The organism is Phyllobacterium calauticae, from assembly GCF_019991125.1.
GTDB classification, from domain to species: domain Bacteria; phylum Pseudomonadota; class Alphaproteobacteria; order Rhizobiales; family Rhizobiaceae; genus Phyllobacterium; species Phyllobacterium calauticae.
Window position 1 is genome coordinate 67,487 of sequence record NZ_JAGENB010000008.1, and the last position, 26,443, is coordinate 93,929.

At 62.8% G+C, this 26,443-nt stretch carries 22 protein-coding genes; 7 read left to right on the forward strand and 15 right to left on the reverse strand.

From position 1 onward, the window contains the following. Positions 1-66: 66 nt before the first annotated feature. The gene (locus J1W56_RS21970) at positions 67-3,120 is read right to left on the reverse strand and encodes an aminotransferase class III-fold pyridoxal phosphate-dependent enzyme (RefSeq protein ID WP_223615428.1); all 3,054 of its coding nucleotides are present in this window, start codon (positions 3,118-3,120) and stop codon (positions 67-69) included. A gap of 123 nt (positions 3,121-3,243) precedes the next feature. Here J1W56_RS21970 and J1W56_RS21975 point away from each other — a divergent pair, with 123 nt between their 5' ends. Together J1W56_RS21975 and J1W56_RS21980 are read left to right on the forward strand one after the other, a co-directional pair. After that, positions 3,244-3,696, forward strand: coding sequence for an Lrp/AsnC family transcriptional regulator (locus J1W56_RS21975; protein WP_223615429.1), 453 nt, complete (start codon positions 3,244-3,246; stop codon positions 3,694-3,696). A gap of 130 nt (positions 3,697-3,826) precedes the next feature. Further along, positions 3,827-3,994 (forward strand): DUF1127 domain-containing protein, encoded by a 168-nt coding sequence (locus J1W56_RS21980; protein WP_223615430.1) that lies wholly within the window; start codon positions 3,827-3,829, stop codon positions 3,992-3,994. Here J1W56_RS21980 and J1W56_RS21985 read toward each other — a convergent pair. From J1W56_RS21985 to gcl, 4 genes are read right to left on the reverse strand one after another with little or no spacing between them, the layout of a single operon-like run. Continuing rightward, positions 3,991-5,268, reverse strand: coding sequence for a glycerate kinase type-2 family protein (locus J1W56_RS21985; protein WP_223615431.1), 1,278 nt, complete (start codon positions 5,266-5,268; stop codon positions 3,991-3,993). The two genes, J1W56_RS21980 and J1W56_RS21985, sit on opposite strands and share 4 nt — an antisense overlap. 33 nt (positions 5,269-5,301) lie before the next feature. Beyond that, positions 5,302-6,186, reverse strand: a complete 885-nt coding sequence (locus J1W56_RS21990) for a 2-hydroxy-3-oxopropionate reductase (protein ID WP_223615432.1) — start codon at positions 6,184-6,186, stop codon at positions 5,302-5,304. Positions 6,187-6,190: 4 nt separating this feature from the next. After that, positions 6,191-7,006: a hydroxypyruvate isomerase gene (gene hyi, locus J1W56_RS21995; protein WP_223615433.1), complete on the reverse strand. Its 816-nt coding sequence runs from the start codon at positions 7,004-7,006 to the stop codon at positions 6,191-6,193. Between the two features lie 25 nt (positions 7,007-7,031). Continuing rightward, positions 7,032-8,816: a glyoxylate carboligase gene (gene gcl / locus J1W56_RS22000; protein ID WP_223615434.1), complete on the reverse strand. Its 1,785-nt coding sequence runs from the start codon at positions 8,814-8,816 to the stop codon at positions 7,032-7,034. A 167-nt stretch (positions 8,817-8,983) separates the two neighbouring features. On the opposite strand from gcl, the gene J1W56_RS22005 reads away from it, so the two are divergent. Then, complete coding sequence (locus J1W56_RS22005; protein ID WP_223615435.1) at positions 8,984-9,814, forward strand: IclR family transcriptional regulator; 831 nt, start codon at positions 8,984-8,986, stop codon at positions 9,812-9,814. A 44-nt stretch (positions 9,815-9,858) separates the two neighbouring features. Here J1W56_RS22005 and guaD read toward each other — a convergent pair whose 3' ends face one another. Further along, positions 9,859-11,214, reverse strand: a complete 1,356-nt coding sequence (guaD, locus tag J1W56_RS22010) for a guanine deaminase (protein ID WP_223615436.1) — start codon at positions 11,212-11,214, stop codon at positions 9,859-9,861. After that, positions 11,211-12,452 (reverse strand): urate hydroxylase PuuD, encoded by a 1,242-nt coding sequence (locus tag J1W56_RS22015; protein ID WP_223615437.1) that lies wholly within the window; start codon positions 12,450-12,452, stop codon positions 11,211-11,213. Before J1W56_RS22015 ends, guaD begins: the two co-directional genes overlap by 4 nt. 134 nt (positions 12,453-12,586) lie before the next feature. Here J1W56_RS22015 and J1W56_RS22020 point away from each other — a divergent pair, with 134 nt between their 5' ends. Beyond that, entirely contained in the window at positions 12,587-13,501 is a 915-nt protein-coding gene (locus tag J1W56_RS22020; RefSeq protein WP_105735167.1) for a LysR family transcriptional regulator, read from the forward strand. Positions 13,502-13,504: 3 nt separating this feature from the next. Here the strand turns inward: J1W56_RS22020 and xdhC are convergent, their stop codons facing one another. Genes xdhC through uraH form a run of 4 tightly spaced genes read right to left on the reverse strand, consistent with a single transcriptional unit; the run spans position 13,505 to position 18,572 of the window. Next, positions 13,505-14,365 carry a xanthine dehydrogenase accessory protein XdhC gene (gene xdhC, locus J1W56_RS22025; protein WP_223615438.1) on the reverse strand — a complete coding sequence of 287 codons (861 nt, stop codon included), beginning with the start codon at positions 14,363-14,365 and terminating at the stop codon, positions 13,505-13,507. Positions 14,366-14,372: 7 nt separating this feature from the next. Then, the gene (gene xdhB, locus J1W56_RS22030; RefSeq protein WP_223615439.1) at positions 14,373-16,709 is read right to left on the reverse strand and encodes a xanthine dehydrogenase molybdopterin binding subunit; all 2,337 of its coding nucleotides are present in this window, start codon (positions 16,707-16,709) and stop codon (positions 14,373-14,375) included. 9 nt (positions 16,710-16,718) lie between these two features. Beyond that, positions 16,719-18,197 (reverse strand): xanthine dehydrogenase small subunit, encoded by a 1,479-nt coding sequence (gene xdhA, locus J1W56_RS22035; RefSeq protein WP_223615440.1) that lies wholly within the window; start codon positions 18,195-18,197, stop codon positions 16,719-16,721. 6 nt (positions 18,198-18,203) lie between these two features. Continuing rightward, positions 18,204-18,572 carry a hydroxyisourate hydrolase gene (gene uraH, locus J1W56_RS22040; protein WP_223615441.1) on the reverse strand — a complete coding sequence of 123 codons (369 nt, stop codon included), beginning with the start codon at positions 18,570-18,572 and terminating at the stop codon, positions 18,204-18,206. A gap of 181 nt (positions 18,573-18,753) precedes the next feature. On the opposite strand from uraH, the gene puuE reads away from it, so the two are divergent. Together puuE and J1W56_RS22050 are read left to right on the forward strand one after the other, a co-directional pair. Further along, a complete protein-coding gene (gene puuE / locus J1W56_RS22045; RefSeq protein ID WP_223615442.1) occupies positions 18,754-20,172 on the forward strand; it encodes an allantoinase PuuE in 1,419 nt (472 codons plus the stop codon). A gap of 9 nt (positions 20,173-20,181) precedes the next feature. Beyond that, the gene (locus J1W56_RS22050) at positions 20,182-20,685 is read left to right on the forward strand and encodes an ureidoglycolate lyase (protein ID WP_223615443.1); all 504 of its coding nucleotides are present in this window, start codon (positions 20,182-20,184) and stop codon (positions 20,683-20,685) included. Here J1W56_RS22050 and J1W56_RS22055 read toward each other — a convergent pair. Beyond that, entirely contained in the window at positions 20,672-21,595 is a 924-nt protein-coding gene (locus J1W56_RS22055) for a LysR family transcriptional regulator (protein WP_223615444.1), read from the reverse strand. The genes J1W56_RS22050 and J1W56_RS22055 overlap by 14 nt on opposite strands. Before the next feature lie 152 nt (positions 21,596-21,747). Here J1W56_RS22055 and J1W56_RS22060 point away from each other — a divergent pair, with 152 nt between their 5' ends. Next, positions 21,748-22,626 carry an arginase family protein gene (locus tag J1W56_RS22060; protein WP_223615445.1) on the forward strand — a complete coding sequence of 293 codons (879 nt, stop codon included), beginning with the start codon at positions 21,748-21,750 and terminating at the stop codon, positions 22,624-22,626. A gap of 60 nt (positions 22,627-22,686) precedes the next feature. Here J1W56_RS22060 and J1W56_RS22065 read toward each other — a convergent pair whose 3' ends face one another. The 3 genes from J1W56_RS22065 to J1W56_RS22075 all read right to left on the reverse strand — a co-directional run bounded on the left by J1W56_RS22065 (position 22,687) and on the right by J1W56_RS22075 (position 26,254). Then, complete coding sequence (locus J1W56_RS22065; RefSeq protein ID WP_223615446.1) at positions 22,687-23,292, reverse strand: deaminase; 606 nt, start codon at positions 23,290-23,292, stop codon at positions 22,687-22,689. Between the two features lie 67 nt (positions 23,293-23,359). Then, a complete protein-coding gene (locus J1W56_RS22070) occupies positions 23,360-24,652 on the reverse strand; it encodes an NCS2 family permease (RefSeq protein WP_223615447.1) in 1,293 nt (430 codons plus the stop codon). A gap of 345 nt (positions 24,653-24,997) precedes the next feature. After that, complete coding sequence (locus tag J1W56_RS22075) at positions 24,998-26,254, reverse strand: ATP-binding protein (protein ID WP_223615448.1); 1,257 nt, start codon at positions 26,252-26,254, stop codon at positions 24,998-25,000. Positions 26,255-26,443: the final 189 nt, after the last annotated feature.

The following is a 26,443-nucleotide window of genomic DNA, read 5'->3' on the forward strand; positions in this document are numbered from 1 at the left end:
ATTGAATAAATCTTTCCCGCCCGCCGGACACCTGCCCGGCGGTTCGTTCTTTCTTCGGTGTTTGGATCACTGGTTCGCCAGGACGGCCGTGAACGTGTCCTCCAACACGTCGATCAGATAATCCGCATTGGCCCGGCTGAAAATCATCGGCGGGCGCAGCTTCAGGATGTTGTCGTGCGGTCCCTCCGTTCCCATCAGGACACCGCGCTCCCTGGCACCGTTGTTGATGGCGCGGGCAATCTCCGTGGCAGGCTCCTTGCTCCTGCGGTCCGTGACGAGTTCGACGCCGAGAAAGAGCCCCTGTCCGCGCACATCGCCGATGACGGCATGGCGGGCCTTCATCTCCTCGAAGCGCTGCAGCAGGTAATTGCCTGTGTCCAGCGCATTTTGCCGCAGATTGTCGCGCTCGATCACGTCGAGCACCGCAAGGCCCACAGCACAGGAAACGGGATTGCCGCCGAATGTGTTGAAATATTCCATGCCGTTGTTGAACGAGGCGGCGATCTCGCGCGTCGTCACCACCGCCGCCATGGGGTGGCCATTGCCGATGGGCTTGCCCATGGTGACGATGTCGGGCACGACGCCTTGCGTCTCGAACGCCCACCAATGGCTACCGACGCGGCCGAAACCGACCTGCACTTCATCCGCCGCACAGATACCACCGGCGGCACGCACCATCGCGTAGACCTCTTTGAGGTAACCATCCGGCAGGAACACCTGACCGGCGACGCTGGGAATGGACTCGGCAAGGAACAGGCCCGGCGCCTTGCCTGCCCGGCGCATCTGTTCGATCTGTTCGGCAACGCTTTCCGCATAGCGGCTGGCAATCTCCGCCTGCGGCCAGTCGGACGGCGCGCGGTAAGGATCGGGAATGGCGGCCTCATAGACATGCGGCTTGCGGCCCTTGCCGCCTCGACGCTTGTATTTGTAGGGGCTGAGCTCGATCAGTTCCTGCGTCGTGCCGTGATAGGCCCAATCGAGAACAATCGCCTCCTCGCGGCCGGTATGTGCCCGCATCATCCGCAGCATCAGGCTGTTGGCCTCGCTGCCCGAACAGGCAAAGGTCGCGACCGTCAGGTCACCGGGCAACGTCGCGGTCAGCCGCTCCGCATAGGTGACGATGTTGTCGTGCAGATAGCGCGTATTTGTGTTGAGCACGCCCGCCTGCCACGACAGGGCCCTCACCACATCCGGATGGGCATGGCCGAGATGGCAGACATTGTTGAAGCAGTCGAGATAGGCCCGGCCGCGATCGTCGATCAGCCAGACACCCTCGCCGCGCACGAACTTGATCGGCTCCGCATAGGAAATGGAGAGATTGGGCAGGAGCGACGTACGGCGCGCGGCAACAATGGCCTCCCTGCTGCGCCCCGTCTGCTGGAATGTCTCGCGCGGCAGGCCGATGAAATTGGCCGGGTCCGGGAAGAGTTCGCCCCAGACCGGGAGATAGCGCGCTTCGCCGACGCCGAGGATGGCGGTTGCGGACAGCGATGTATCCACCGACAATTGCAGATGCAGATGCGGTGCCCAGCCGCCATTTTCCGCAGGCGCGCCCATTTGGCCGACGAGATCGCCCGCTTGAAGCACGTCGCCCGGACGCAGCCGCGTCAGGGCCTCGTGCGCAAGATGCCCCCACAGCGTTGCAAAGGGCGGGCAGCCATCCGGCGCATGTTCGAGCTTGACGAGGCAGCCATAGCCGAGCGGATCGGGCTCGATGACGACTTCTGCGACAGTTGCCGCGATGGGCGTGAACAGCTTCGTGCCTGCAGCCATGAAGAGGTCGAGGCCGAGATGCCGGGTGCGCCGCTCGCCGGCAATGAAACGCGATTCGAACATCGCGCCGGTATAGACGGAGCGTTCCTCGCCCCACGGCCCGATGCCGAGCGCGATACCGTTTTCGGCGCAATAGGCATCCCACCATGCGGTTGCCTTGTCCGGTTGCTGCGTCGCGGACCAGACGGTCATGGCATTTTCGGGATCGCCATAGGGAACCAGCGCCTTGGCCGCGGTGGCCGGATGCTGCGCGAGAACCGGGGCAAAGGTCCGGTTGTTGCGCTTGATCCAGCCGGCAACCGCCTTGGCCCCGGCAGACGCATCATATCCGCAGGCATGGCGGAAAATCGCCGTGGCAAAGCCCGGATTGATCGCATCGAGGCGCCGCAGCAATGCCCATGCGGGGGCCTCGCTGATGGCGAGATAGGGATTGTCATCCGTCTTGTCCTTGCGCTGCGCCGACAGCGTGACGCTGGTGACGAGCCGCATGGCGATCAGGTCGAACAGCAGGTCCACCTCCTGTTCCTGCAGGGGATATTCCGCATGGAAACCCGCAACGATGGCGACTGCCGCGCCGATGGGATCGTCGAGATCGAGAATGGAGTAGGCGCAGGCCACCGCAACTTCGGCGATCAGGATGCTGTGCAGCGCATCGCCGAAATCGATCAGGCCGGCAATTTTCCCCGGATTGTCCGCGTCGACCAGCACGTTCCAGTCGTTGGCGTCATTATGGATGACGGCGGCGCGTAAGCGAGGCAGGCGCGGTGCCACCCGCGCCTCGAACCGGTCGAGGAAGCGACCGAGCAGCGCACGATCCTCGGCATTGTCGATATATTTCAGGCGCTGGCGCGACAGGCCCGCCGCCCGCATGTCCCAGTCGAATGTCCTGAGCGCGCCGGGATGCATGAAGCCCTGCATGGCCCTGTCCAGCCGCCCAAGCATCCCGCCGAGGCTTTGCAGGACCGCCGGCGTGCGTTCGCGTTTGGCCAGGGGATCGCCATCTTGCCAGGACACCATGCGGATGCAATGCCGTTCACCGGTCCGGGATTGGATCTGCACCAGCACCTGCCCGTCCAGCGACCGGCGCAATCTTGGCACCGGCAGATCGGACGCGTTTGCTTCCAGATGATGCAGCAGCGCCGTCTGGAAATCGCTCTGGTCCTTCGGCTCGCTGGAATTGACGGCTTTGAGAATCCAGATGGAGCCGTCCGATGCATCGATCCGGAAATTCTGGTCGCGTTCGCTGGCCAGAGAACTGATCCGGCCCTCGACGCCAAAATGCTCCTTGGCGATGGCGAGGGCTTCCGCATTCGAAAATGCCGGTGCCGGATGGGACAGATTGATCATGCATCAACTCCTTTTCGCCAGAGCTTGGCACGGGCCTCAAAATGGGGCATCCGTTAATCCGCCGGTTTGACCGTCAGAAGGACGGCCTGAACCGGCATTTGGTCGGGGGAAGAGAAGAGGGCAATGAAGGAACTCGATGAAAAGGACCGGAACATTCTGAGCATCCTGTCGCGCGATGCCAAGATTCCGCTGAAGACGCTCGCCGGAAAGATCGGCCTGTCGCGCAGCGCAACCAGCGAGCGCATTCTTTTTCTCGAACGGTCGGGGGTCATCCGCGGCTACCGGGCCGATATCGGGCAGCTGAACGAGGGGGTGATCTGCGCCTTCCTGCTGATCAGCCTGGTGCGCACCCCGGCGCTCGGCGTGCTGGACCAGCTTGCGGCCCGTCCGGAAGTCCGGCGCGTTTCCTCGGTCAGCGGGCAGCTCGATCTGATTGTCGAGGTCGAGGTGCCGTCGATGAATCATCTCAACACCATCCGCAACACTGTAGCGCTGCTGGAGGAAGTCGATGACGTCACCACATCGATCATCCTGCGCCGCGACATCGACCGGATGGGCGGCGACGCGGGAGAATAACCGCCGGCCGGATTCACTCTCGGAGGATCAGGCAATCTCTTCGGCCAAACGGGATACCGGTTTTTGACGTGGCCGCGCATACTCCGTCGTGTTCACAGGTCTATTTGACGAACAAAGACGAGGTATGAAAATGAACATTTACCGCAACTATATTGCCTGGCGCAATGCGCGCCGCACCATTGCCGAACTCAACAGCCTGCCGCTGGATCAATTGGCAGACCTGGGCATTGATCCCTTGAGCCATGTCCTTGGCATTCCCGTCCGCTCCTATTCGGGCAGCCAACGCGAAAGAAACTAGCTGCCGCCATCGATATAAATGGCCCGGAAATCATTGACATTGGTGCCCGTCGGGCCCGGCACGAAAAGATCACCGAGAGCATCGAACGCCGACCACGCATCATTGGCATTCAACAGGCTGCGCGCGTCCCTCCCAAGACCCGCCAGCCGCGCGGCGGTGCTGCCATCGGCAAAGGCCCCGGCATTGTCCTCCGAACCATCGATGCCGTCCGTATCGGCGGCCAGCGCCGAGATACCCCCCGCCCCGGCAATGCCAAGCGCAAAAGACAGAAGAAACTCCGTGTTGCGCCCACCCTTGCCCTTCCCGCGCACGGTGACCGTGGTTTCTCCCCCGGACAGGAGAACCACCGGCGCCGTGAACGGCCGGTTTCTGGTCAAAACTTCGCGGGCAAGTGCGGCATGCACATGCGCCACCTCCCGCGCCTCGCCCTCGATGGCATCGGACAGGATGATGGCGTCGACGCCCTGGCGCCGCGCCTCCGCTGCGGCCGCGTCGAGCGAGACCGCCGCTGAAGCGATGATGCGGACCGTGTTGCGGGCAAAACCGGGATCGCCGGGATTGGGTGCGCGGGCCGCATCCAGCGACAGATGCCGCAAGGCCGCCGGTGGCAATGCAAGATTGTACTGGCGCACGATCGCCCGCGCATCGTCGAGCGATGCTGCATCCGGCACGGTCGGCCCCGACGCGACCAGAGCCGGATTGTCGCCGGGAATATCGGATATGACCAGGGTAACGACCCGCGCCGGAAAGGCAGCGGCGGCCAGCCGTCCGCCCTTGACGGTTGAAAGGTGCTTGCGCACCGTGTTCATCGCGGCGATGGGTGCGCCGGATGCCAGCAATGCCTTGTTGACCGCAATCTCGTCATCAAGTGTCATGCCTTCCGGCGGTGCCGGCAACAGCGCGGAACCGCCGCCCGATATCAGCGCCACCACAAGATCGTCCTCTGTCAGATTGGCAACCGCGTCAAACAGTCGTGCCGTGGCCTTCAGACCCGCCGCATCGGGCACCGGATGCGCCGCCTCGATGATCTCGATCCGCTCGCATGGCACGCCGAAACCGTAACGGGTGACGACAACCCCTTGCAGCGGGCCATCCCAGGCCTGTTCGAAAGCACGCGCCATCTGCGCCGAGCCCTTGCCGGCGCCGATGACGATGGTGCGCCCTTTCGGGCGGTCCGGCAGGTTGGCGGCAACGGTGCGCTCGGCCTGCGCCGCCGCCACGGCGGCGTCAAACAGGGATGTCAGCAATGCCCTGGGGGCGGTTTTCAATGTCATCGTTGTCCGCCCCCATGGCCTTGTCTGTCGAACTCAGGCGACCGCGTGGTTGGCGATGCGCTCCAGCGCCTTGACCAGTCCGGAATGGTCGAGATCACTGTCGCCGTTCGCCGCACAGCTGTTGAACAGTTCCTGCGTCGATGCCGTGTTGGGCAGCGAGACGCCCAGCGACTTGGCGCTCTGCAAGGCAAGGTTGAGGTCCTTCTGGTGCAGCGAGATGCGGAAACCCGGTTCGAATGTCCGCTTGATCATCCGCTCGCCATGCAGTTCGAGAATGCGCGAGGAGGCAAAGCCGCCCATCAGGGCCTCGCGCACCCGGGCCGGATCGGCACCCGCCTTCGACGCCAGCACCAGCGCTTCCGAAATAGCTTCGATGGTCAGGGCAACGATGATCTGGTTGGCAACCTTGGTCACCTGGCCGTCGCCGCAATCGCCGACGAGCGTGATGTTCTTGCCCATCAGCTTGAACAGCGGCAGGGCCCGGTCGAAGGCGCTCTGCTCGCCGCCCGCCATGATGCTGAGCGTGGCATTCTTGGCGCCCACTTCGCCGCCGGATACCGGCGCATCGATATATTCGCTGCCTGTCTCGCGAACCCTTTTGGCGAATTCCTTCGTTTCAATCGGCGAGATCGAGCTCATGTCGATGACGAGCTTGCCCGGCTTCAAGCCGAAGACCACGCCGTTTTCGCCGAAGAGCACGTCCTTGACCTCGGGTGTGTCCGGCAGCATCAGGATGATGATGTCAGTCTTTTCGGCCAGAGCCTTGGGGCTTTCAACGATCTTCAGGCCGTTCTCGACCAGTTCCGGGCGCGGCTCGATGAAGAATTTCGAGGTGTAGACGTTGTGCCCCGCATCCTGCAGGTGACGTGCCATGGGCGTACCCATGATGCCCAGTCCGATGAAACCTATGTCAGCCATGTGCTCAGCTCCTCATTCTCAAGATGTCGGCGGATTTCTGCGCGTCGGAAAAGTCCTTCAGCCAGCCCAGTCCGCGTTGCGTTTCAGTCTTTGGTTTGTATTCGCAGCCGATCCAGCCGGTATAACCGGCCTCGTCCAGTGCCTCGAACACGAAGGGATAGTTGATTTCGCCCGTGCCCGGCTCATTCCGGCCGGGATTGTCGGCCAGCTGGATATGGGCAATGCGGTCCTTGTGGCGCTGGTAGGTCGCCACCAGTTCGCCGCGCGTGCGCTGCTGGTGATAGAGATCGTACTGGATGAAGAGATTGTCGCTGCCGACCTCATCGATGATCGATGCCGCCTGTTCGACGGTATTCAGGTAGAAACCGGGAATATCGTATGAGTTGATCGGCTCGATCAGCAGGCGGATCTGGTGCCTGGCAAGCTCCTGCGCCGCCAGGCGCAGATTGTGCACGAATGTCGTGCGCAGCACATCGGCCGCCAGCCCGACCGGCGCAATGCCGGCAAGGCAGTTGATCTGCCTGCATCCCAGCTCGGTGGCATAGTCGATGGCCGTGGCAACGCCGCGGCGGAACTCGTCGATGCGGTCCGGCAGCACCGCGATGCCGCGCTCGCCGCCCGCCCAGTTGCCGGCCGGAAGATTGTGCAGCACCTGCACCAGCCGGTGCTGTCCGAGTTTCTGTTCGAGAACGGCGGCATCGAATTCATAGGGGAAGAGATATTCCACCGCATCGAAACCCGCCTGGCTGGCCAGTGCAAAGCGGTCGAGAAACGGAACCTCGTTGAAGAGCATCGTCAGATTGGCTGCAAATTTGGGCATAAGACCTCCGGAAAGTCAGTGAATGTCAGTCAAGGAATGCCGCGACGGCGGTCGGCGCATCCTGTTTCTGCTCGGCCAGCTCCTCGAACTCGACCACCGCATTGATGTCGGCGCCCATGGAGATATTGGTCACCCGCTCGAGAATGAACTCGATGACCACCGGCACCTGGTGTTCGTCCATCAGCGCCTGCGCCTGCGCAAAGGCGTCGGCAAACTGGTTGGGGCTGCGCACGCGGATGGCCTTGCAGCCGAGACCTTCGGCCACCGCCACGTGGTCGACGCCGTAGCCCCTCTCCGCATCATCAGACGCATTGATGTTGTCGAAAGCAAGCGACACTTCGAAATCCATGTTGAAGCCGCGCTGCGCCTGCCGGATCAGCCCGAGATAGGAATTGTTCACGACGACATGCAGATAGGGCAGCTTGTGCTGGGCGCCGACGGCCAGTTCCTCGATCATGAACTGGAAATCATAGTCGCCGGAGAGCGCCACGATCGGCCGGTGCGGATCGGCGGCACGCACGCCGAGGGCGGCGGGCAAGGTCCAGCCGAGGGGACCGGCCTGACCGCAATTGATCCAGTTGCGCGGGCGGTAGACATGCAGGAACTGCGCCCCAGCGATCTGGCTGAGGCCGATGGTCGTGACATAGCAGGTATCGCGGCCGAACGCCTTGTTCATCTCCTCGTAGACGCGCTGCGGTTTCAGCGGCGTCTGGTCGAAATGCGTCTTGCGCAGCAGGGTGCGCTTGCGCTCCTGGCATTCCCGCGCCCATGCCGACCAGTCACGCAGTTTGCCTGCGGCCTTCCATTCGGTGGCCACGTCGAGAAACAGCTTCAGCGCCTTGCCCGCATCGGAGACAATGCCGAAATCCGGCGCGAAAACGCGGCCGATCTGGGTCGGCTCGATGTCGACATGCACGAATGTGCGCCCTTCCGTATAGGTCGCGACATTGCCCGTATGGCGGTTGGCCCAGCGGTTGCCGATCCCCAGCACGAAGTCCGAAGCCAGCAGCGTGGCATTGCCGTAGCGGTGCGAGGTCTGCAGGCCGCACATGCCCGCCATCAGCCGGTGATCGTCCGGGATCGTTCCCCAGCCCATCAATGTCGGGATGACGGGAACGCCGGTGATTTCGGCAAATTCAACCAGGAGATCGGAGGCATCGGCATTGATGATGCCGCCGCCCGCCACGATCAGCGGCCGGTCCGCCGCATTGAGCATGGCCAGCGCCTTTTCCACCTGCGCCCGCGTTGCGGCGGGCTTGTACGGCTCGAGCGGTTCATAGGTGTCGGCGTCGAATTCGATTTCCGCCAGCTGCACATCCAGCGGCAGGTCGATGAGCACCGGACCCGGACGGCCCGAGCGCATGATGTGAAAGGCCTTCTGGAAGACGTAGGGCACCAGGCCGGGTTCCATCACGGTTACCGCCCATTTGGTCACCGGCTTGGCGATGGAAGCGATATCGACGGCCTGAAAATCCTCCTTGTCGAGACGCGCGCGCGGCGCCTGCCCGGTGATGCACAGAATGGGGATGGAATCGGCCGAGGCCGAGTAAAGACCGGTGATCATATCGGTACCGGCCGGGCCCGATGTGCCGATGCACACGCCGATATTGCCGTGATTGGCGCGGGTATAGCCCTCCGCCATGTGCGAAGCGCCTTCCACGTGGCGCGCCAGGATATGGCGGATCGAACCGCGGGCGCGCAGCGCCGAATAGAACGGGTTGATGGCCGCGCCCGGCACACCGAAAGCGCAATCGATCCCCTCCTTTTCCAGGATAAGAACCGCAGCATCGACAGCACGCATTTTGGTCATGATCATTCCTCCAGATTTAGTGGGATCATAATCCGTTTCATGAATCGCACAATGAATTTCTGGAAATCATTCTCATCATATGGAAATAAAGATTTTCAATAAAACTGGTAAAATCAACCGCGCCGGATTATGCCAATGCAACGCAATGCAAGGGGAAAGACGGCAGCATGGCCTTACAGTCGACGGCAGCAAAAGGCAGGCGGGGACGCAAGGCGGGGGAGAATGCCGTGCCTTCCTCGGTTCAGGTGCTTGACCGTAGCCTCCATCTGCTCAGCATCGTCGCCGACAATGACGGATCGACGCTGACGGACCTCGCCGACCACACGGGCATGGCGCCATCGACCGTTCACCGGCTGCTGACGTCGCTTGCCAATCACGGCATGCTCGCGCATGATCCGGAATCCGGCGAATGGACGGTCGGCGTGCGCGCCTTTGAAATCGGCAATGCCTTCCTGCGCTACCGCAAGCTCGGCAGCATCAGCCGGCCATTCCTGAAAGAGCTGATGGACGCGTGCGGCGAGACCGCCAATGTCGCCATCGAGGATGAAGGCGATGTGGTGTTCATCTCCCAGATCGAGAGCCATGCGCCGATGCGCGCCTTCTTCCGGCCGGGACGGCGCGGCCCCATCCATGCATCCGGCATCGGCAAGGCCATCCTGTCGACCTGGTCCGACACCGATATCGGCCAGATGCTCAGCGGCAAGACGCTGGCGCATTTCACCGACCGCACGCTCGATACGCTGCCCGCCCTCCTGAAGGACATTCAGCAGATCCGCGCACGCGGCTGGTCGATCGACGATGAGGAGCACACGCTCGGCATGCGCTGCATCGCAGCACCCGTCTTCAACGAACATGGCGAGGCCATCGCCGGGATTTCGATTTCAGGCCCGGCCGTGCGCCTGCCCAGGAACAAGCTGGATGTGTTTGGACCGGTCATCCGCCGGACCGCCGATGAACTGACGCAGGCCATGGGTGGCCGCAAACCGCACGAACTCTAGCGGGAAAAGCAAAAGGGGGCCCCAGCCCCCCTTTTTCGTCATCCTCAGGCGATCTGCAGATCGGCCGCCGACCGGGCCGGCCCCGCCGCCGGATGTTTGTCGAGCCTGCTCTTCATCGGCTTGCCCGCCACGTAGACCTCGGCCACCGAACGGTCATCCCCCATGGTCTGCAGGATGAACAGCTCTTCGGCCAGCGTGGTTGCCGTGCGCATGCGCAATTCCATCGCCGGCTTGGCGCGGCTGTCGAGAACCGTGATATCCGCATCGGCGCCCGCATGCAGCGATCCGATCCGGTCTTCAAGGCCGAGCGCCCGCGCATTGCCGAGCGTCATCATGTAATAGGACGCGAAGGGCGAGAGGCGCTGGCCCTGCACGTGCAGCACCTTGTAGGCCTCGGCCATCGTCTCCAGCATGGAGAAGCTGGTGCCGCCGCCGACATCCGTCGCCACGGAAAACCGCGCGCCCAGCGTCTGGAACCGGTCGCGGTCGAACAGGCCGCTGCCGAGGAACAGATTGGAAGTCGGGCAGAAGACCGCCACGGACCCGGTTTCGGCCAGCACCGCAATTTCCCGGTCGGAGAGGTAGATGCAATGCCCGAGCAGCATCTTTTTGCCCAGGAGGTCATAGCCGGCATAGATGTCGGTATAATCCTTGGCTGCGGGGTACAGCGACGTGGCATAGGCAACCTCGTCGCGGTTTTCCGACAGGTGTGTCTGCACATAGCATTCGGGATGTTCGCGCACCAGAACCCGGCTCATCTCCATCTGCTCGGGCGTCGAGGTGATGGCAAAGCGCGGGCTGATGGCATAATGCGCCCGGCCCCGGCCGTGCCATTTCGCGATCAGCGCCTTGGTCTCGTCGTAGCCGGTCTGCGCCGTGTCGCGCAGCCCTTCCGGCGCATTGCGGTCCATCATGACCTTGCCGCCGATCATCAGCATGTTGCGCTTTTCCGCAGCCGCAAAATAGGCGTCGACGCTTTCCGGATGCACCGAGCAATAGGCAACCGCCGAAGTGGTGCCGTTGCGCAGGAGTTCGTCCATGAAGCGCCCGGCGATGAAATCGGCATGGGCGGAGGACGCGAACTTCTGCTCCTCGACGAAAATATAGGTGTTGAGCCATTCCAGCAGCTGCGCCCCGTAGGAGGCGATGGCCTGCGTCTGTGGGAAGTGCAGATGCGTGTCGATGAAGCCCGGCAGGATCAGATGCGGGCGGTGATCGACGATCTCCGCCTGCGGCCCGGCCAGAGGCGCAAGCGTTGCATGGTCACCTACGCGGGCAACCCTGCCGTTTTCGATGAGAACGGCACCATCTTCGAAATAGGAATAGGACGCGGTGTCATCGATGGCCTTCGGCGCATCGGTGAAGGTCAGCACCCGGCCGCGCAGCAGCAGTTGGCTCATTGGATTGTTCCTCCCTTGACTGTGTTCTCATACCATTTGGCCAGCAATTGCCGCTCCTCGTTGGAGATGGCGGTCACGTTGGCCGGCGGCATGGCGTGCGAGCGCCCGGCCTGCAGATAAATCTCGCGGGCATGCGCGGCGATCTGGCCATCGGTTTCCAGCATGACGCCCTTGGGCGGGGCGATAAGCCCTTCCCAGCCCGGCTCCTTCGCATGGCACATGGAGCAGCGGCCGAGGACCGTATCGCGCACCTTGGGAAATTCCGCCGAGGCGATGAAGGGCTGCTGCACGGCCGATACCTTGTCGGCGGCCGGGCCTCCCGACAGGATTTTCGGCACCGTCGACAGCCACATGATGACGATGAACAGGATGGCGGTGACCAGCCACGTCCAGGTCGGGTCGCCCTTGCGGGCATGGCGCGTGTTGAACCAGTGGCGGATAGTGACGCCCATCAGGAAGACCAGCGACGCGATGATCCAGTTGTACTGGGTGCCGAATGCCAGCGGATAATGGTTCGACAGCATCAGGAACAGCACCGGCAGCGTCAGGTAATTGTTGTGGGTGGAGCGCTGTTTGGCCTGCTTGCCCAGCTTCGGGTCCGGCGTCTTACCGGCAATGAGGTCCGCAACCACCTTCTTCTGGTTGGGAATGATGATCATGAACACGTTTGCCGACATGATCGTCGCCGTGAAGGCGCCGAGATGCAGGAAGGCGGCACGGCCGGTGAACAGCTGGGTATAGCCCCAGGCCATGCCCACCAGAATGAAATAGAGCAGCACCATCAGCCGCGTATCGTTGCGGCCGAGCGGCGACTTGCAGATCGTGTCATAGACCACCCAGCCGCCGAAGATCGAGGCCAGCGAGATCGCGATGGCCACCGGGCGCGACACGTCGAGCACATGCGGATCGATCAGGTAGAGGTCGGCGCCGGCATAATAGACGATGCACAGCATGGCGAAGCCGGACAGCCACGTCGCATAGGATTCCCATTTGAACCAGGTGAGATGTTCGGGCATCTGCGCTGGAGCGACCAGATATTTCTGGATGTGATAGAAACCGCCGCCGTGCACCTGCCATTCCTCGCCATGGGCGCCCACCGGAAGGTCCGGACGCTGCCGCAGGCCAAGATCAAGCGCCACGAAATAGAATGACGAGCCGATCCACGCAATGCCGGTGATCACGTGCAACCAGCGGACGGCAAAATTCAGCCATTCCCAGGCTATGGCATATTCATACATGCGGCTCTCCCTTTTATGCGAAAGAGTATGTGCCAAAGCCTGAGCCGCAGGAAAACGCCATAAATCGCCCATCTCTTTCAAAAAAAACTATAAAATGTTACATCATGGAACGGTGTAAGACAGGGGTGGGAACCATGTCATATTTCGATAATCTTCGTGTTTTCGTTCGCGTCGTCGAACTGGGAAACCTTTCTGCCGCCGGCCGGGACCAGCGGGCGTCCCCGGCTGTCGCCAGCAACCGCATCAAGGAGCTGGAGCGCTATCTCGGCGTGCGCCTTTTCAACCGCACCACGCGCAAGCTGACACCGACCGAGCATGGCCGCGTCTTCTATGAAGGGGCGGTCAAGATCATCGAGGCGATCAACGAGGCGGAAGCGGCGATTGCCGACCTGTCGCAAAAGCCGAAGGGCGCCATCCGCATCACCGCGCCGCTCGGTATCGGCCGCCGGCTGATCGCCTCCGGCGTGCCGGAATTCCACGACAAATATCCGGATATCGAGGTGCGGCTGCGACTGTCGGACCACAATATCGACATCATGAGCGAGGGCGTCGACGTCGCCTTCAAGCTCGGCATTCTCGAGGACTCCAACCTGCGCATGCGCGGCATCATGAACTGCGAGCGGGTGATCTGCGCCTCGCCGGATTATCTTGCCAAGCGCGGCATCCCGGCCAGCCCGGACGAGCTCATAACCGGGCATCACGATTGCCTGCTCCTGCGCTATCCCGGCTCCAAGGAATATTACTGGACGCTGCAGACGCCGGAAGGCCCGCGCAAGCTGGAGGTCAGCGGCCCCTATGATTCCGATGACGGCGACGTTTTGACCCGCTGGGCGCTCGATGGCCGCGGCATCATCAACAAGCCGCTGTTCGAGGTCAAAAACCACATCAATGACGGGACATTGCAGCCGATCCTTGAGAATACGCCGCCGGTCAGCATCCAGCTTGCAGCGATCTATCCGCACAAGCGGTTCCAGGACCCGAAGGTGCGGCTGATGATCGATTTCATGACCGAGCGCTGCCAGCGGCTGATCAGCGCCATGCTCGAATAGGCATCAGGCGTGCAGGCGTGCCTTCTGCTTGGGCAGGCGCTCCTCGCCGATCCGGTGGTTGAGGGCTGAGGTCATGATCTCGGCGGCCGCCAGCGCCGCAATGACGCACGGGCGCTTGTCCTTGACCGCGGTTCCCCCCACCGGGCAGACAAGCCCGTCAAAAATGTCCGGGCGACCGACTTCCCGCTCGAGCCAGCTGCGGAACGTCGCCTTCTTGGTCTTCGAACCGATCATGCCGACATAGGCGGCATCGCCCCGCGCCAGGGCTTCGGCGGTAATGAGAAAATCCAGCGCATGGTCATGGGTGAGGACAACGAAGGCGCTGCCCGCCGGGGCATCGCGCACCACCATTTCCGGCATCGCCGTCAGGCAGGTTTCGATGCCGGGGACCCGCGTGGCGGACAGTTCGATCTCGCGCGTGTCGACGAGAACGATGCGCAGCGGCACCAGCGACAGGGCCATGGCCAGCGCATCGCCGACATGCCCCGCCCCGAAGATGTAGACATGCGGGCGCTGGGCGATTTCCAGGTCGACCTTTTCCACCAGTGCCGAGCGCAGGGGCCTGTCCACCCGCTTGAAGCCGAGGGCAACCCGCCCGCCGCAGCATTGTCCGATCTCCGGTCCGAGCGGAACGGAAATATCGTCCGCATCCGCCCCGCCCTCATTGAGCAGCCGCCGCGCGTGATCGATGGCCATGAATTCGAGCTGGCCACCGCCGATGGTCCCAAAAATGCAATCGACCGCAACCAGCATCCAGGCGCCCGCTTCGCGCGGCGTCGAGCCGCTGGCGGATTTCACCTCGACCAGCACCACATGTTTGCGCCGGTTGAGAAAATCCCTGATATCATCGCGGTTCGACGGCATGGGACGCTCACTTCCCGTTTCGCGCAGCGCGCAGCCGTTCGACCGCCATCAGCACGCGTTCCGGCGTTGCCGGGGCATCGAGGCGCGGCGCGACCCGGTAGTCGGCAACGCTGGCGACAGCCATGGAGATTGCCTCGAGCACGGAGATGGCCAGCATGAACGGCGGCTCGCCGACCGCCTTGGAACGGCGGATCGTCTCCTCGCGATTGATGGACCATGTGGCCAGCTCCACGTTGAACTGGCGCGGACGGTCCGAGGCGAGCGGGATCTTGTAGGTGGAGGGTGCATGGGTGCGCAGGCGTCCCTTGGCGTCCCACCAGAGCTCCTCGGTGGTCAGCCACCCCATGCCCTGCACGAAGGCGCCTTCGACCTGCCCGAGATCGAGCGCCGGATTGAGCGATTTTCCGACGTCGTGCAGGATATCTGTCCGGTCGACCTGATATTCGCCGGTCAGCGTATCGATGCTGACTTCCGAGACCGAAGCGCCATAGGCGAAGTAATAGAACGGCCGGCCTCTGCCTTCCGCGCGGTTCCAGTGGATTTTCGGGGTCTTGTAGAAACCCGCCGCCGAAAGCTGCACGCGCGCGCCATAGGCCGTCCGGATGAAATCGGGAAACGGGATAAGGCGATTGCCGGCCCGGACCGCGTTGGGTTCGAAGAAGACTTCGCTCTTTGCGACCGCATAATGTTCGGCGGCAAAATCCACCAGCCGCGCCTTGATCTGCTGCGCCGCATTGGCCGCGGCCATGCCGTTGAGATCGGACCCGGACGATGCCGCCGTCGCCGATGTGTTCGGCACCTTCGCCGTGGTCGTCGCGGTCACCTTGACGCGGTCGAGATCGACCTGGAACTCGTCGGCCACCACCTGCGCCACCTTGGTGTAGAGCCCTTGCCCCATCTCCGTGCCGCCATGGTTCAGATGGATCGAACCGTCGCTGTAGACATGCACCAGCGCACCCGCCTGGTTGTATTCGGTCTTGGTGAAGGAGATGCCGAACTTGACCGGCGTCAGCGCGATGCCGCGCCTGATGATGCGGCTGTCGCGGTTGAAGGCAAGAACCGCCTCGCGCCGCGCCGCGTAGTCCGACGATGCCTCCAGTTCGGCGACGATCTGCGGAATGATATTGTCTTCGACGGTCTGATGGTAGGGCGTGACATTCCTGCCGGCATCGCCGTAGAAATTGGCCTTGCGGATCTCCAGCGGGTCCTTCCCCAGCGCATAGGCGATATCCTCGATCATCCGCTCGCCGCCGACCATGCCCTGCGGCCCGCCGAAGCCGCGAAACGCCGTGTTGGACACCGTATTGGTCTTGAGCGGCCGCGAACGCAGGCGGACATTCGGATAGAAATAGCAATTGTCGGCGTGGAACAGCGCGCGGTCGGTGACCGGTCCGGACAGATCGGCGGAGAAACCGCAGCGCGCCGAAAACGTTGCATCCACCGCTTCGATGCGGCCGTCATCGTCAAAACCCAGTTCATAGGCCACATGGAAATCGTGGCGTTTGCCCGTGGCAACCATGTCGTCATCGCGGTCCGGCCTGATTTTAACCGCCCGCTTGTATTTCTTCGCCGCAACCGCTGCGACCGCAGCAAACAGATTGGCCTGCGTTTCCTTGCCGCCGAAACCGCCGCCCATGCGCCGCACATTGACCGTGACCGCATTGGCGGGCACGCCGAGAACATGGCCGACCATGTGCTGGGTCTCGCTCGGGTGCTGGGTCGAAGAATACACCGTCACCTCGTCATCCTCGCCCGGCATGGCAAAGGCGATGTGGCCTTCGAGATAGAAATGATCCTGGCCGCCGATGCGCATTTCACCGCTCAGCCGGTTCGTTGCCTTGGCAAGCCCCTCGGCAATATCTCCGCGCTCGAGCTTGAGCGGATCGATGACCAGCGGATAGCCGGCTTTTTCGGCGTCGAGCACGTCGATGGCGTGCTCGAGATCGCGGTATTCCACCCTGACCTTCGCGGCCGCATTCCGGGCAATCTGCCGCGTTTCGGCAATGACGGCAAACATCGGCTGGCCATGGAATTCCACCTTGCCCACCGCAAAGACCGGATCGTCATGCTTGCCGGCCGGGCTCACATCATTGTGGCCGGGGATATCGTCCACCGTCAGGACACCGATGACACCCGGACATGCCCTGACCGCTTCGAAATCAATCGACACGATGTCTGCATGGGCACGCTGCGACAGGCCGAGATAGGCGTGCAGCGTGTCGGCCGGTTCCGGCATGTCATCGATATATTCGGCGGAACCGGAAACGTGCTTGTGGCCGGATTCATGCGGCTGCTGTTCGTGCACCCCGCCCTTGATGCGGGCCATCGGCTGGATCGAATTCATGCTACCCTCCTAGCCCGCAACCGCGGCATAACGGTTCAGCCGGATATTGTCTTCGCCCGTGGTCTCCAGATGGAAGCGGCGCAGCAGGTTCCTGGCGGTCAAAAGCCGGTAGTCCGCCGAGGCGCGCCAGTCGGTCAGCGGCGTGAAATCCGCTGTAAAGGCCGCCATGGCCCGCTCAATGGTCGCGTCATCCCATGAGGCGCCCGTCAGCACCTCTTCGACGGCGGCTGCGCGCTTTGGCGTCCCTGCCATGCCGCCGAAGGCAATCGTGGCCGCCTGCACCTTGCCAGCAGTGTCGAGCAGCGCCTTGAATGCGCCGCACACCGACGAAATGTCCTCGTCGAGCCGTTTCGATATCTTGTAGACGGCGAACAGTTCGCCCGGCTTGAGCGCGGGAATGTGGATCGCCTCGACGAATTCTCCCGGCACGCGGTCCTGTTTGCCATAGTCGATGAAGTATTTTTCCATCGGCACGGTTCGGCGGTTCGGGCCCTTGCGCAGGCGCACGCTTGCGCCGAGCGCAATCAGCGCCGGCGGCGTATCGCCGATGGGCGAACCATTGGCGACGTTGCCGCCGATCGTGCCCATATTGCGCACCTGCTCGCCGCCGATGCGGTTCCACAACTCCGACAATTGCGGGAAATGTTCCGAGATGGCCGGATAGGCGTCGGTGTAGCTCACACCGGCACCGAGCGTCAGCCCGCTGTCGTCGGCCGTGATCCGGCGCAGCCCGTCCAGATGCGAGGTGAAGATGATGGGACCGATCTCGCGCATGAATTTCGTCACCCACAGCCCGACATCGGTCGAACCGGCAACGATGGTTGCGCCGGGATTGGCGTCGAGAACAGCGGCGAAATCATCCACATCGGCGGGCAGGATAAAACGCTGCTTCCCTTCGCCGATATCGACGCGCCTGCCGTCCTTCAATGCCTGCAGCTGTTCGATGACCCGTGCGCGCTCGGCGACAAGCGGATCATGGCCGGCATTGCGCGCCGACACGCTTTGCGCCGCGCGGATGATGGCGGCATAGCCGGTGCAGCGGCACAGATTGCCCTGCAGCGCTTTTTCAATGTCGCGCACCGCCGGGCTCGGATTGTGCATCCACAGGCCGTAGAGCGACATGACGAAACCGGGTGTGCAGAAGCCGCACTGGGAAGCATGGGTGTCGACCATCGCCTGCTGCACGGGATGCAGCGTGCCATCGGCTGCGGCAAGCGCCTCCACCGTGACGACATGGCAGGCATCGAGCGAACCGACAAAGCGGATGCAGGCATTGACCGATTCGTAGGTCAGCTGGCCATGGGTCAGGCGACCGATCAGGACGGTACAGGCGCCGCAATCACCTTCGGCGCAGCCTTCCTTCGTGCCGCGCAACCGGCGATCGAGGCGCAGGAAATCGAGCAGCGTCTGGGTTGCCGCCACATCGGTCAGTTCGACAAGCCGGTCATTGAGCAGGAGGCGGAGGCTGGTGCGGGTCTGGATATCCATGGCCGGTCAGCTCCCGCGATACGTCGAGTAGGCATAGGGCGCGACGAGCAGCGGCACGTGGTAGTGCGCGGCCTCGTCACCGATGCCGAAGCGGATCGGCACCACATCGAGGAACGGCACGGCGCCATCGGTCTGCCCGCCGAGATAGGCGCCCACATGAAAACGCAGCTCGTAGGTGCCGGCACGCATCTCCGCGCCGGCCAGAAGCGGTGCATCGCAGCGTCCGTCCTCATTGGTGCGCGTGCTGCGCAGTGCCGAGAACTGCTCGCCGTCAAGACGCAGGAGATCGACCCGCAGGTTGGCGGCAGGCTTGCCGCTGGCGGTATCCAGCACATGCGTCGTCAGACGGCCTGTCGTTTCGTTCTGAGAACTCATGAGCGTTCCTCCCTCCCAAGGCGGATTTTCCACTTTTGCATCGCCCAGTTTGCCCGGCGCGGCGGCGGTGCAGTAGGCAGCGCTTCCTTACAGGACTTTCAAAATTTTCTGGGGGAATGCATCTCCGCTTATTTGATTATTCATGGGATCGGACCAGCAGAGTGGAGGACGGATCGCTGCCATGAGATATCCCAGAGACTTGCATGGATATGGAGAAACCCCGCCGCAGGCCCATTGGCCGGACGGCGCAAAAATCGCTGTCCAGTTCGTTGTGAACTATGAGGAAGGCGGCGAGAACTGCGTCCTGCACGGGGATGCCGCGTCGGAAGCCTTTCTCTCGGAAATCGTCGGGGCGCAGGCCTGGCCGGGCCAGCGGCACTGGAACATGGAATCGATCTACGAATATGGCGCGCGGGCCGGTTTCTGGCGTCTGCACCGCCTGTTCACCGGCAAGAACGTGCCTGTAACCGTCTATGGCGTGGCAACGGCCCTGCAGCGCTCGCCGGCACAGGTCCGCGCCATGCTGGATGCGGACTGGGAGATCGCCTCGCACGGGCTGAAGTGGATCGAATACAAGGATTACACCAGGGAGGCGGAGCGCGAGCATATGCGCGAGGCCATCCGCATCCACACGGATATCACCGGCGAGCGGCCGAAGGGCTGGTACACCGGCCGCTGCTCGGTCAACACTGTCGACCTCGCAACAGAGGAAGGCGGCTTCGACTATGTGTCGGATTCCTATGCCGACGACCTGCCCTACTGGCACGAGGCTGCCGGCCGGCGGCAGCTGATCATCCCCTACACGCTGGATGCCAATGACATGCGCTTCGCCACGCCGCAGGGCTTCAATTCCGGCGAGCAGTTCTTCTCCTACCTCAAGGACAGTTTCGACACGCTCTACGCCGAAGGCGAAGCGGGTTCTCCCAAGATGATGAGCATCGGCCTGCATTGCCGCCTTGCCGGCAGGCCGGGGCGCGCGGCCGCCGTCGCAAGGTTCATCGACTATGTGCAGAGCCACAGCCATGTCTGGCTGGCGCGGCGCATCGACATTGCCCGGCACTGGGCAAAAACCCATCCGCAGCCATCCGGCGAACCGCGCCCGTCGGGACTGGCGGAAGCAGCATTCGTGGCGCGCTTTGGCGGCGTGTTCGAACATTCCGAATGGATCGCGCAGCGCGCCTTTGCCTGCGAGCTTTCCCATGGGCACGACACGGCAGCGGGGCTACATGCCCTGCTGACCACCGTCTTCCGCGGCGCGTCGGCGGAGGAACGGCTTGCCGTGCTTACCGCCCACCCGGATCTGGCCGGGAAACTGGCGCAGGCCAAGCGGCTGACGGAAAGTTCCACGCAGGAACAGGCATCCGCCGGTCTCGATGCCCTGACCGACGCGGAGCGCGCGCAGTTCGAAGCGCTCAACGGCCTCTACGTCGAAACCTTCGGCTTCCCCTTCATCATCGCGGTCAAGGACCACAGCAAGGATGGCATCCTTGAAGCCTTCAGGGCACGCGTCAAGAACGACCGGGAAACCGAATTCAACACCGCCTGCCGGCAGGTGGAGCGGATCGCGTTTCTCCGCCTGCAGGGCATGCTGCCAAATTGAGGGATGACCATGTCAGGTTCAACAGCCACGCGCGCGATTCGGATACAGCCCCTTACCCGCGAAGCGTTCCAGCCCTTCGGCGACGTGATCGAGGTGGAGGGATCATCCAGCTTTCCCATCAATCACGGCATGTGCACGCGCTATCACGACCTGGCGAAGGTCGAGACAACCGGGGAAAACCCGCGCGTGCTGATCAGCCTCCTGCGCGGCAAGCCCTATGATTTGCCGCTGACGCTGACGATGGTGGAACGGCACCCGCTCGGCAGCCAGGCCTTCATGCCGCTGTCCGCCCATCCCCTGCTGGTCGTGGTTGCCCATGATCTGCCGGGCGGGGCGGGCGATCCCATCGCCTTCCTGACGGGACCGGGACAGGGTGTGAACATCCATCGCAATATCTGGCATGGCATCCTCACGCCCCTCGGCGGCATCTCGGATTTTATCGTCGTGGATCGCGGCGGCGACGGCAACAATCTCGAGGAATATTTTTACCCCGAACCGTTCATCGTCCGCTGAGCGTGGCCGGCGGCATGCCGGCTTTCCCGAAGCGCTCGATAAGCCACTGGATAAAGGCCTTCAGCCGGGCGCTCTGATGCCCGCCGGGCGGATACACCACATGGAACGGCAGCGGCGGATGGCTCCATTCGCCGAGGATTTCAACGAGTTGCCCCGACTCGAGGTAAGGCTGGACGAACGGCCTGAGATTCTGTCCGATACCGAGCCCTGCCAGCATCATGGCGATCTGGCCATTGTCCTCATTGGCGGAGAATTGCAGCTCGCTGATGGTGTACCTGTCACCGGGTTTCACGAACAGCATCGGCTTGGCCTTGCCATCCGCATGCGAGAAGAAGCCAACCTTGCAGTGGCGGCCCTCGAGCTCCTGCGGGGCCGCAGGCGTCCCCATGCGCTCGAGATAGGCGGGCGACGCGCATGTCACGAACCCGGCGTCGAACAGGTGCCGTGCCACGAGGGACAGGTCGCCGATGTCCCCGGCCCTGATCGCACAATCCACGCCCTCGCCGACGATGTTCGCCGTTCGGTTGCTGGTGCCCAAGGCAATGGTGATGTGCGGGTATTGCGCATGGAAATCCGGCAGGTGCGGGATCAGGATATTCTGGGCGAACGTGGCGGTGGATTCGATGCGCAGATGCCCTCGCGGTGTCAGCTTGCTGCCGCGCACCGCACCGTCGGCCTCGTCGATCTCCGCCACCAGACGGGCCGCATGCCGGTAATATTCCTCGCCCTCCGGTGTCACCGCGACGTGGCGGGTGGTCCTGTGCATCAGCCGGGTGCCGAGATGCTTTTCCAGATCGGTCACGAGCTTGCTCACCGTCGAGCGCGGCAGCAGCAGCTGGTTGGCGGCGCCCCGGAAGGAACCAGATTCAACGACCCGTATGAAGGCGCGCATCGCAAGCAGCTGATTCACCGCGTTTCTCCACGTGAGAACGATTGTCCATGCTTATGGACGGTGATGCCATGAATGCGGCATTTTGTTTCCGATTTCAATCACCTATTTCCTGCTTTCAGCGCCGCCGGAGCCCGTCCGGCTGCACGTCTCCCACAGGAAAGAGTGAACCCATGACCATCGATCCGATGAAAATTCTGCGCCTGAACCTGCCGCAATGGCAGGGCGGCGATCATCCCGACTACGCAATCGGCGCCCGCGTGCTCGCTGCCTTGGCCCCGCAGGCGCCGGGGCCGGAAGAGACGGTGGCCGTGCCGGAGGCCGATGACGCCGTGCGGCCGGTCGAGCGGGGCATCGTCTCCCGCCAGCCGCTGCTCGATCTCATCGCCGCAACCAGCGCATCCATCGCCCGGCACGATCCCGAGGCCATTGTCACCCTTGGGGGCGATTGCCTCATCGACCTCGCGCCGATTGCCTATCTCAATGCAAGATACGGCGACGATCTCGCGATTCTCTGGGTGGATGCCCACCCCGACGTGATGGGACCGCAGCAGTTCCGCAACGCCCACGCGCATGTCCTTGCCATGCTGATGGGCATGGGCGATCCGGATTTCGTGGCCGCCGTGCCGAAGCCGGTGAAGGCCAGCCAGATCCTCTATGTCGGCCTGACCGAAACCACCCCGTTCGAAACCGATTTCATCCCGAAGCACGGCCTGGCGCGGCTCAGCCCGGAAGACCTGGCCGGGTCGGCAGAGCCCGTCCTCGCCTGGCTGCGCGCGTCCGGCGCCAGGAAGGTGGCGGTGCATTTCGACCTCGATGTGCTCGATCCCGCTTTCTACGATTTCCTTCTTTCGCAGGACCCCGCTGCCAGTCCGGATGCCTTTGACGGCGTCGCGAAAGGCCGGATGCGCTTCGAGGACGTGGCCGGAATTCTGCGGGCCGTGGATGCCGAAGCCGATATCGTCGGGCTGGCGATCGCCGAATACATGCCGTGGAGCGCTATCCGGCTGGCAAAATCGCTGCGGACACTGCCGCTTCTCGGCAGCAGCTAGCCAAAACAGACGAGACGGGGCGCAAACCCCGTCCCGTCCATGTATCGATGGGTCGACCCCCTAGTTCAGCGGGATCGAATTCTGATCCTTGCCCGCCTGATACTGGTTCGACAGATCCGCATATTTCTTGGCGATCCGGGCGGCACGGGCATGCAGCCTGCCCCGGTCCGGCTCCGGCAGCGCCGCAATCAGCGCGTGGATGGCATAGCTTTTCCAGAACGCATTTTCAGTGTTGTAACCGCCGGGCTCCAGCGTGAAGACTTCCTTCAGAATCTTCAGGTCATGCGGGATCGCAAAAGCATCGCGGGAATCCTCATGGCTGAAGAAATAGTAGAAATTGTCGAAGCCGGCCCAGGTGATGGCCGAAAGGCACATCGAGCAGGGTTCGTGAGTCGACAGGAAGATGAGATCCCTGGGGTCCGGGCGCTTGTCCGGGTTCACTTCGTAGAAGCGCTTGAGCGTATGCACCTCGCCGTGCCAGAGCGGGTTTTCCGTCTCGTTGTTCGTCTCCGCCAGAACGAGCGACAGATCCGACTTGCGCAGCAAGGCGGCGCCGAAAATCTTGTTGCCTGCCGCCACACCCTTTTCCGTCATCGGAATGATGTGATGCTCCATCGCGTCGAGCAGCGCATCGATCGTCGCGGTCGTTGGTCTTTCCACAGTCATTGACGTGTCCTTCGCTTAAGCCTGCAAACAGTCTGGCCCGGATACGGCATGCATCCGGGCCGCTTTTTCACACAGGAAACAGGGTGTACCGGACGACAAACAGGATCGCCACGAGCCATGTTGCCAGATGCACGTCCTTGACCCGGCCGGTGAACGTCTTGATCACGACGTAGCTGATGAAGCCGAAGGCAAGACCGTTGGCGATCGAGTAGGTGAACGGGATCATCAGCGCGGTCAGTGCCGCCGGGGTTGCCTCGGTCACATCACCCCATTCGATGTCGGTGAGTTCACGCATCATCAGGCCGGCGACGTAGAGCAAGGCGGGTGCCGTGGCATAACCCGGAACGGAACCGGCCAGCGGCGAGATGAACAGGGCCGCCAGGAACAGGACGGCAATGGTGAGTGCCGTCAATCCGGTCCGACCGCCGGCCTGAACGCCCGATGCGCTTTCGACATAGGCGGTGGTGCTGCTGGTGCCCAGCAGCGAACCGGCCACGATGGCGGTGCTGTCGGCAAACAGGGCGCGTCCGAGACGGTTGGGTTTCCCCTCCTCGATCAGGCCGGCACGCTTGCTCACGCCGATCAGCGTTCCCGTGGCATCGAACACCTCGACCAGCACGAACACCAGGATCACCTGCAGCAGGCCCGTATGCAGGGCGCCCATGATATCGAGCTGCAGGAATGTCGGCGCCAGGCTCGGCGGGGCGGAAAACACACCCTTGAACTCGCTGGCGCCCACGGCCATCGACAGGACGGTGACCACGAGAATGCCGATGAGGATCGCACCGCGCACCTTCAGGGCATCGAGCGCCGCGATGATGAAGAAGCCCAGCATGGCGAACAGGGCGGGCGTGCTGCCGAGATGGCCCAGACCGATGAAGGTGGCGGGGTTGGCGACGATGATCCCGGAATTCTTCAGCGCGATGAAGGCAAGGAAGAGGCCGATGCCCGCCGCAATGGAACTGCGCAGCGATTTGGGAATGCCGGCAACAAGCCAGCTGCGCACGCCCGTAACGGTGAGCAGGATGAAAATACATCCGGAAATGAAAACGGCACCCAGCGCCTGCTGCCAGCTGAAGCCCATCGCCGCCACGACCGTGAAGGCGAAGAAGGCATTGAGGCCCATGCCCGGCGCCATGCCGATGGGCCAGTTGGCGACAAGCGCCATGACCAGCGATCCGACCGCCGCGGCGATACAGGTGGCGACAAAGATGGCATTGCGGTCCATTCCCGTCGATGACAAAATCTCCGGATTGACGAAGATGATGTACGACATCGTCAGGAACGTCGTCAGTCCCGCGAGCATTTCGATGCGTGCGGATGTGTTGTGTTCTCGTAGCTTGAAAAGCTTTTCGAGCATGATTCCTCCCCCTGGCTCTCGCCGAGTCTCCGGTTGCTGCGTGACCCCCTGGATCGGCGAGTCGCATGGCTGCCTGTTTTGAGTTTTCGAACGTCTTCAATCAAGAGAAAACTGGCGCAGCTCCTCCACGGCCAGCCTCTCCTCAGTGCTTCCACTGCGGGGCTGATAGTGCGTCTTCCGGCGCGGCGATGCTAGGCCATGATTTCCGCAGACATGAGCGAAACAGCTTCAATATTTTATTGATGCCAGCTAAGTTTCGGATGGGAAAAGAGGCAGATAGCGGCTGCGGCTATCCCGCTCATCCATAGAAACATTTGCCGCATCCCGCAAGCATCCTGCGCTGACTTAACTCAACCACAGGCTGGACAGCGGCATTGCATGCAGCTTTTCACCGAAGGGCGTTATCCGGTCGTGATCGTGCAGCACGATGCCATGGACGAAGCGGTCGCCGACCGCCTCCTGCAGCTGGCGCAGCCCGCGCAGATCCTGCTGGCGCACGGTGGCCGCTGCCTTGACCTCGATGCCGATGACCCGGCCGCGCCTGTCCTCGATGACCAGATCGACCTCGTCCTGATCCTTGGTGCGGTAATGCGAAAAGGTCAGGCGGCGCTCCGACCACGCCGCCAGCTTGAAGATTTCCGATACGACAAAGCTTTCCAGGATGGCGCCGAACCGCGTGCGGTCGCTCAGCACATCGTCGGCATCGGTGTCGCGCAGGGCGCCGAGCAGACCGGTATCGAGAAAATGCAGCTTGGGCGTCTTGATCAGCCGGGTCAGGCGGTTGGTGGACCAGGGCGGCAAGGTGCGCACCAGGAACAGGCGTTCGAGAATGGCGACATATTTCTGCGCCGTCACGCTGGAAAGGCCGAGCGCCGCACCGAAACTGGAATGGTTGGTCAGTTGGCCCGCATGTTCGGCCAGCACATCGAGAAGCCGCGGCAGGCGGTCCAGCTGATCGATATTGGCGATGTCCCGCACGTCGCGGTCGAGAATGAGGGCAACGTAGTCTTCCAGCCAGGCCTTGCGGCGCGCTGGCGACGACCGGCGCACGACCTCGGGGTAGCCGCCGCGCAGCACGATATCGCTCAGGGCCTGTCCGGTGACCGGCCGGGCTGCCAGCTGCAGATCGTCCCCGGCAAACAGCCGGTCGAGAAAATTGCCCGGCGTTCCCGCCAGTTCGCATTGTGCAAACGGCAGCAGCGGGATGACCGCCATGCGTCCCGCGAGGGAATCGGCGATGGCCGGAACCGTGGCGAGATTGGCCGATCCCGTCAGCAGGAAGCGTCCCGGCTCCTGATCCGTATCGACGCTCTCCTTGATCGCCAGCATCAGTTCCGGCGCGCGCTGCACCTCGTCGATGACGGCCCGTTTCAGCCCGCGGATGAAGCCGACCGGATCGGTACGGGCCGCCTGCAGGGTCGCGGCATCGTCCAATGTCAGATACGGCCTGTCGGCACCCGCGAACTGGCGGGCCAGCGTCGTCTTGCCCGCCTGGCGCGGACCGGCGATCAGCACGACCCGCGTATCCGACAGGGCGGTTGCGACGTGCGGCCCGACGCGTCTTTCGATCAGGCCATGCTTTTCAGGCGGGGAATCACTCATGCGTCCACTCCTAAATCATTTACCGTCTGATTTAAAGCGAATAGACGTCTATTTTTAATCACATGCGCGCAGCGATGCGATGACGTTCATCGAATTGTCATTGGCTTGAAACGCAGCTGTCACAGACCAAGCCTAAGAAGACCCCGCGCCGGGTCGGGTCGAAAACGGCTTTCCCCCAGCACCACATGC

What these genes read in the sequence shown, in the direction of transcription:
- J1W56_RS21970 (WP_223615428.1), bottom strand. Translation starts at nt 3,120, where the DNA reads ATGATCAATCTGTCCCATCCGGCACCGGCATTTTCGAATGCGGAAGCC.
- J1W56_RS21975 (WP_223615429.1), top strand. Translation starts at nt 3,244, where the DNA reads ATGAAGGAACTCGATGAAAAGGACCGGAACATTCTGAGCATCCTGTCG.
- J1W56_RS21980 (WP_223615430.1), top strand. Translation starts at nt 3,827, where the DNA reads ATGAACATTTACCGCAACTATATTGCCTGGCGCAATGCGCGCCGCACC.
- J1W56_RS21985 (WP_223615431.1), bottom strand. Translation starts at nt 5,268, where the DNA reads ATGACATTGAAAACCGCCCCCAGGGCATTGCTGACATCCCTGTTTGAC.
- J1W56_RS21990 (WP_223615432.1), bottom strand. Translation starts at nt 6,186, where the DNA reads ATGGCTGACATAGGTTTCATCGGACTGGGCATCATGGGTACGCCCATG.
- hyi (WP_223615433.1), bottom strand. Translation starts at nt 7,006, where the DNA reads ATGCCCAAATTTGCAGCCAATCTGACGATGCTCTTCAACGAGGTTCCG.
- gcl (WP_223615434.1), bottom strand. Translation starts at nt 8,816, where the DNA reads ATGACCAAAATGCGTGCTGTCGATGCTGCGGTTCTTATCCTGGAAAAG.
- J1W56_RS22005 (WP_223615435.1), top strand. Translation starts at nt 8,984, where the DNA reads ATGGCCTTACAGTCGACGGCAGCAAAAGGCAGGCGGGGACGCAAGGCG.
- guaD (WP_223615436.1), bottom strand. Translation starts at nt 11,214, where the DNA reads ATGAGCCAACTGCTGCTGCGCGGCCGGGTGCTGACCTTCACCGATGCG.
- J1W56_RS22015 (WP_223615437.1), bottom strand. Translation starts at nt 12,452, where the DNA reads ATGTATGAATATGCCATAGCCTGGGAATGGCTGAATTTTGCCGTCCGC.
- J1W56_RS22020 (WP_105735167.1), top strand. Translation starts at nt 12,587, where the DNA reads ATGTCATATTTCGATAATCTTCGTGTTTTCGTTCGCGTCGTCGAACTG.
- xdhC (WP_223615438.1), bottom strand. Translation starts at nt 14,365, where the DNA reads ATGCCGTCGAACCGCGATGATATCAGGGATTTTCTCAACCGGCGCAAA.
- xdhB (WP_223615439.1), bottom strand. Translation starts at nt 16,709, where the DNA reads ATGAATTCGATCCAGCCGATGGCCCGCATCAAGGGCGGGGTGCACGAA.
- xdhA (WP_223615440.1), bottom strand. Translation starts at nt 18,197, where the DNA reads ATGGATATCCAGACCCGCACCAGCCTCCGCCTCCTGCTCAATGACCGG.
- uraH (WP_223615441.1), bottom strand. Translation starts at nt 18,572, where the DNA reads ATGAGTTCTCAGAACGAAACGACAGGCCGTCTGACGACGCATGTGCTG.
- puuE (WP_223615442.1), top strand. Translation starts at nt 18,754, where the DNA reads ATGAGATATCCCAGAGACTTGCATGGATATGGAGAAACCCCGCCGCAG.
- J1W56_RS22050 (WP_223615443.1), top strand. Translation starts at nt 20,182, where the DNA reads ATGTCAGGTTCAACAGCCACGCGCGCGATTCGGATACAGCCCCTTACC.
- J1W56_RS22060 (WP_223615445.1), top strand. Translation starts at nt 21,748, where the DNA reads ATGACCATCGATCCGATGAAAATTCTGCGCCTGAACCTGCCGCAATGG.
- J1W56_RS22065 (WP_223615446.1), bottom strand. Translation starts at nt 23,292, where the DNA reads ATGACTGTGGAAAGACCAACGACCGCGACGATCGATGCGCTGCTCGAC.
- J1W56_RS22070 (WP_223615447.1), bottom strand. Translation starts at nt 24,652, where the DNA reads ATGCTCGAAAAGCTTTTCAAGCTACGAGAACACAACACATCCGCACGC.
- J1W56_RS22075 (WP_223615448.1), bottom strand. Translation starts at nt 26,254, where the DNA reads ATGAGTGATTCCCCGCCTGAAAAGCATGGCCTGATCGAAAGACGCGTC.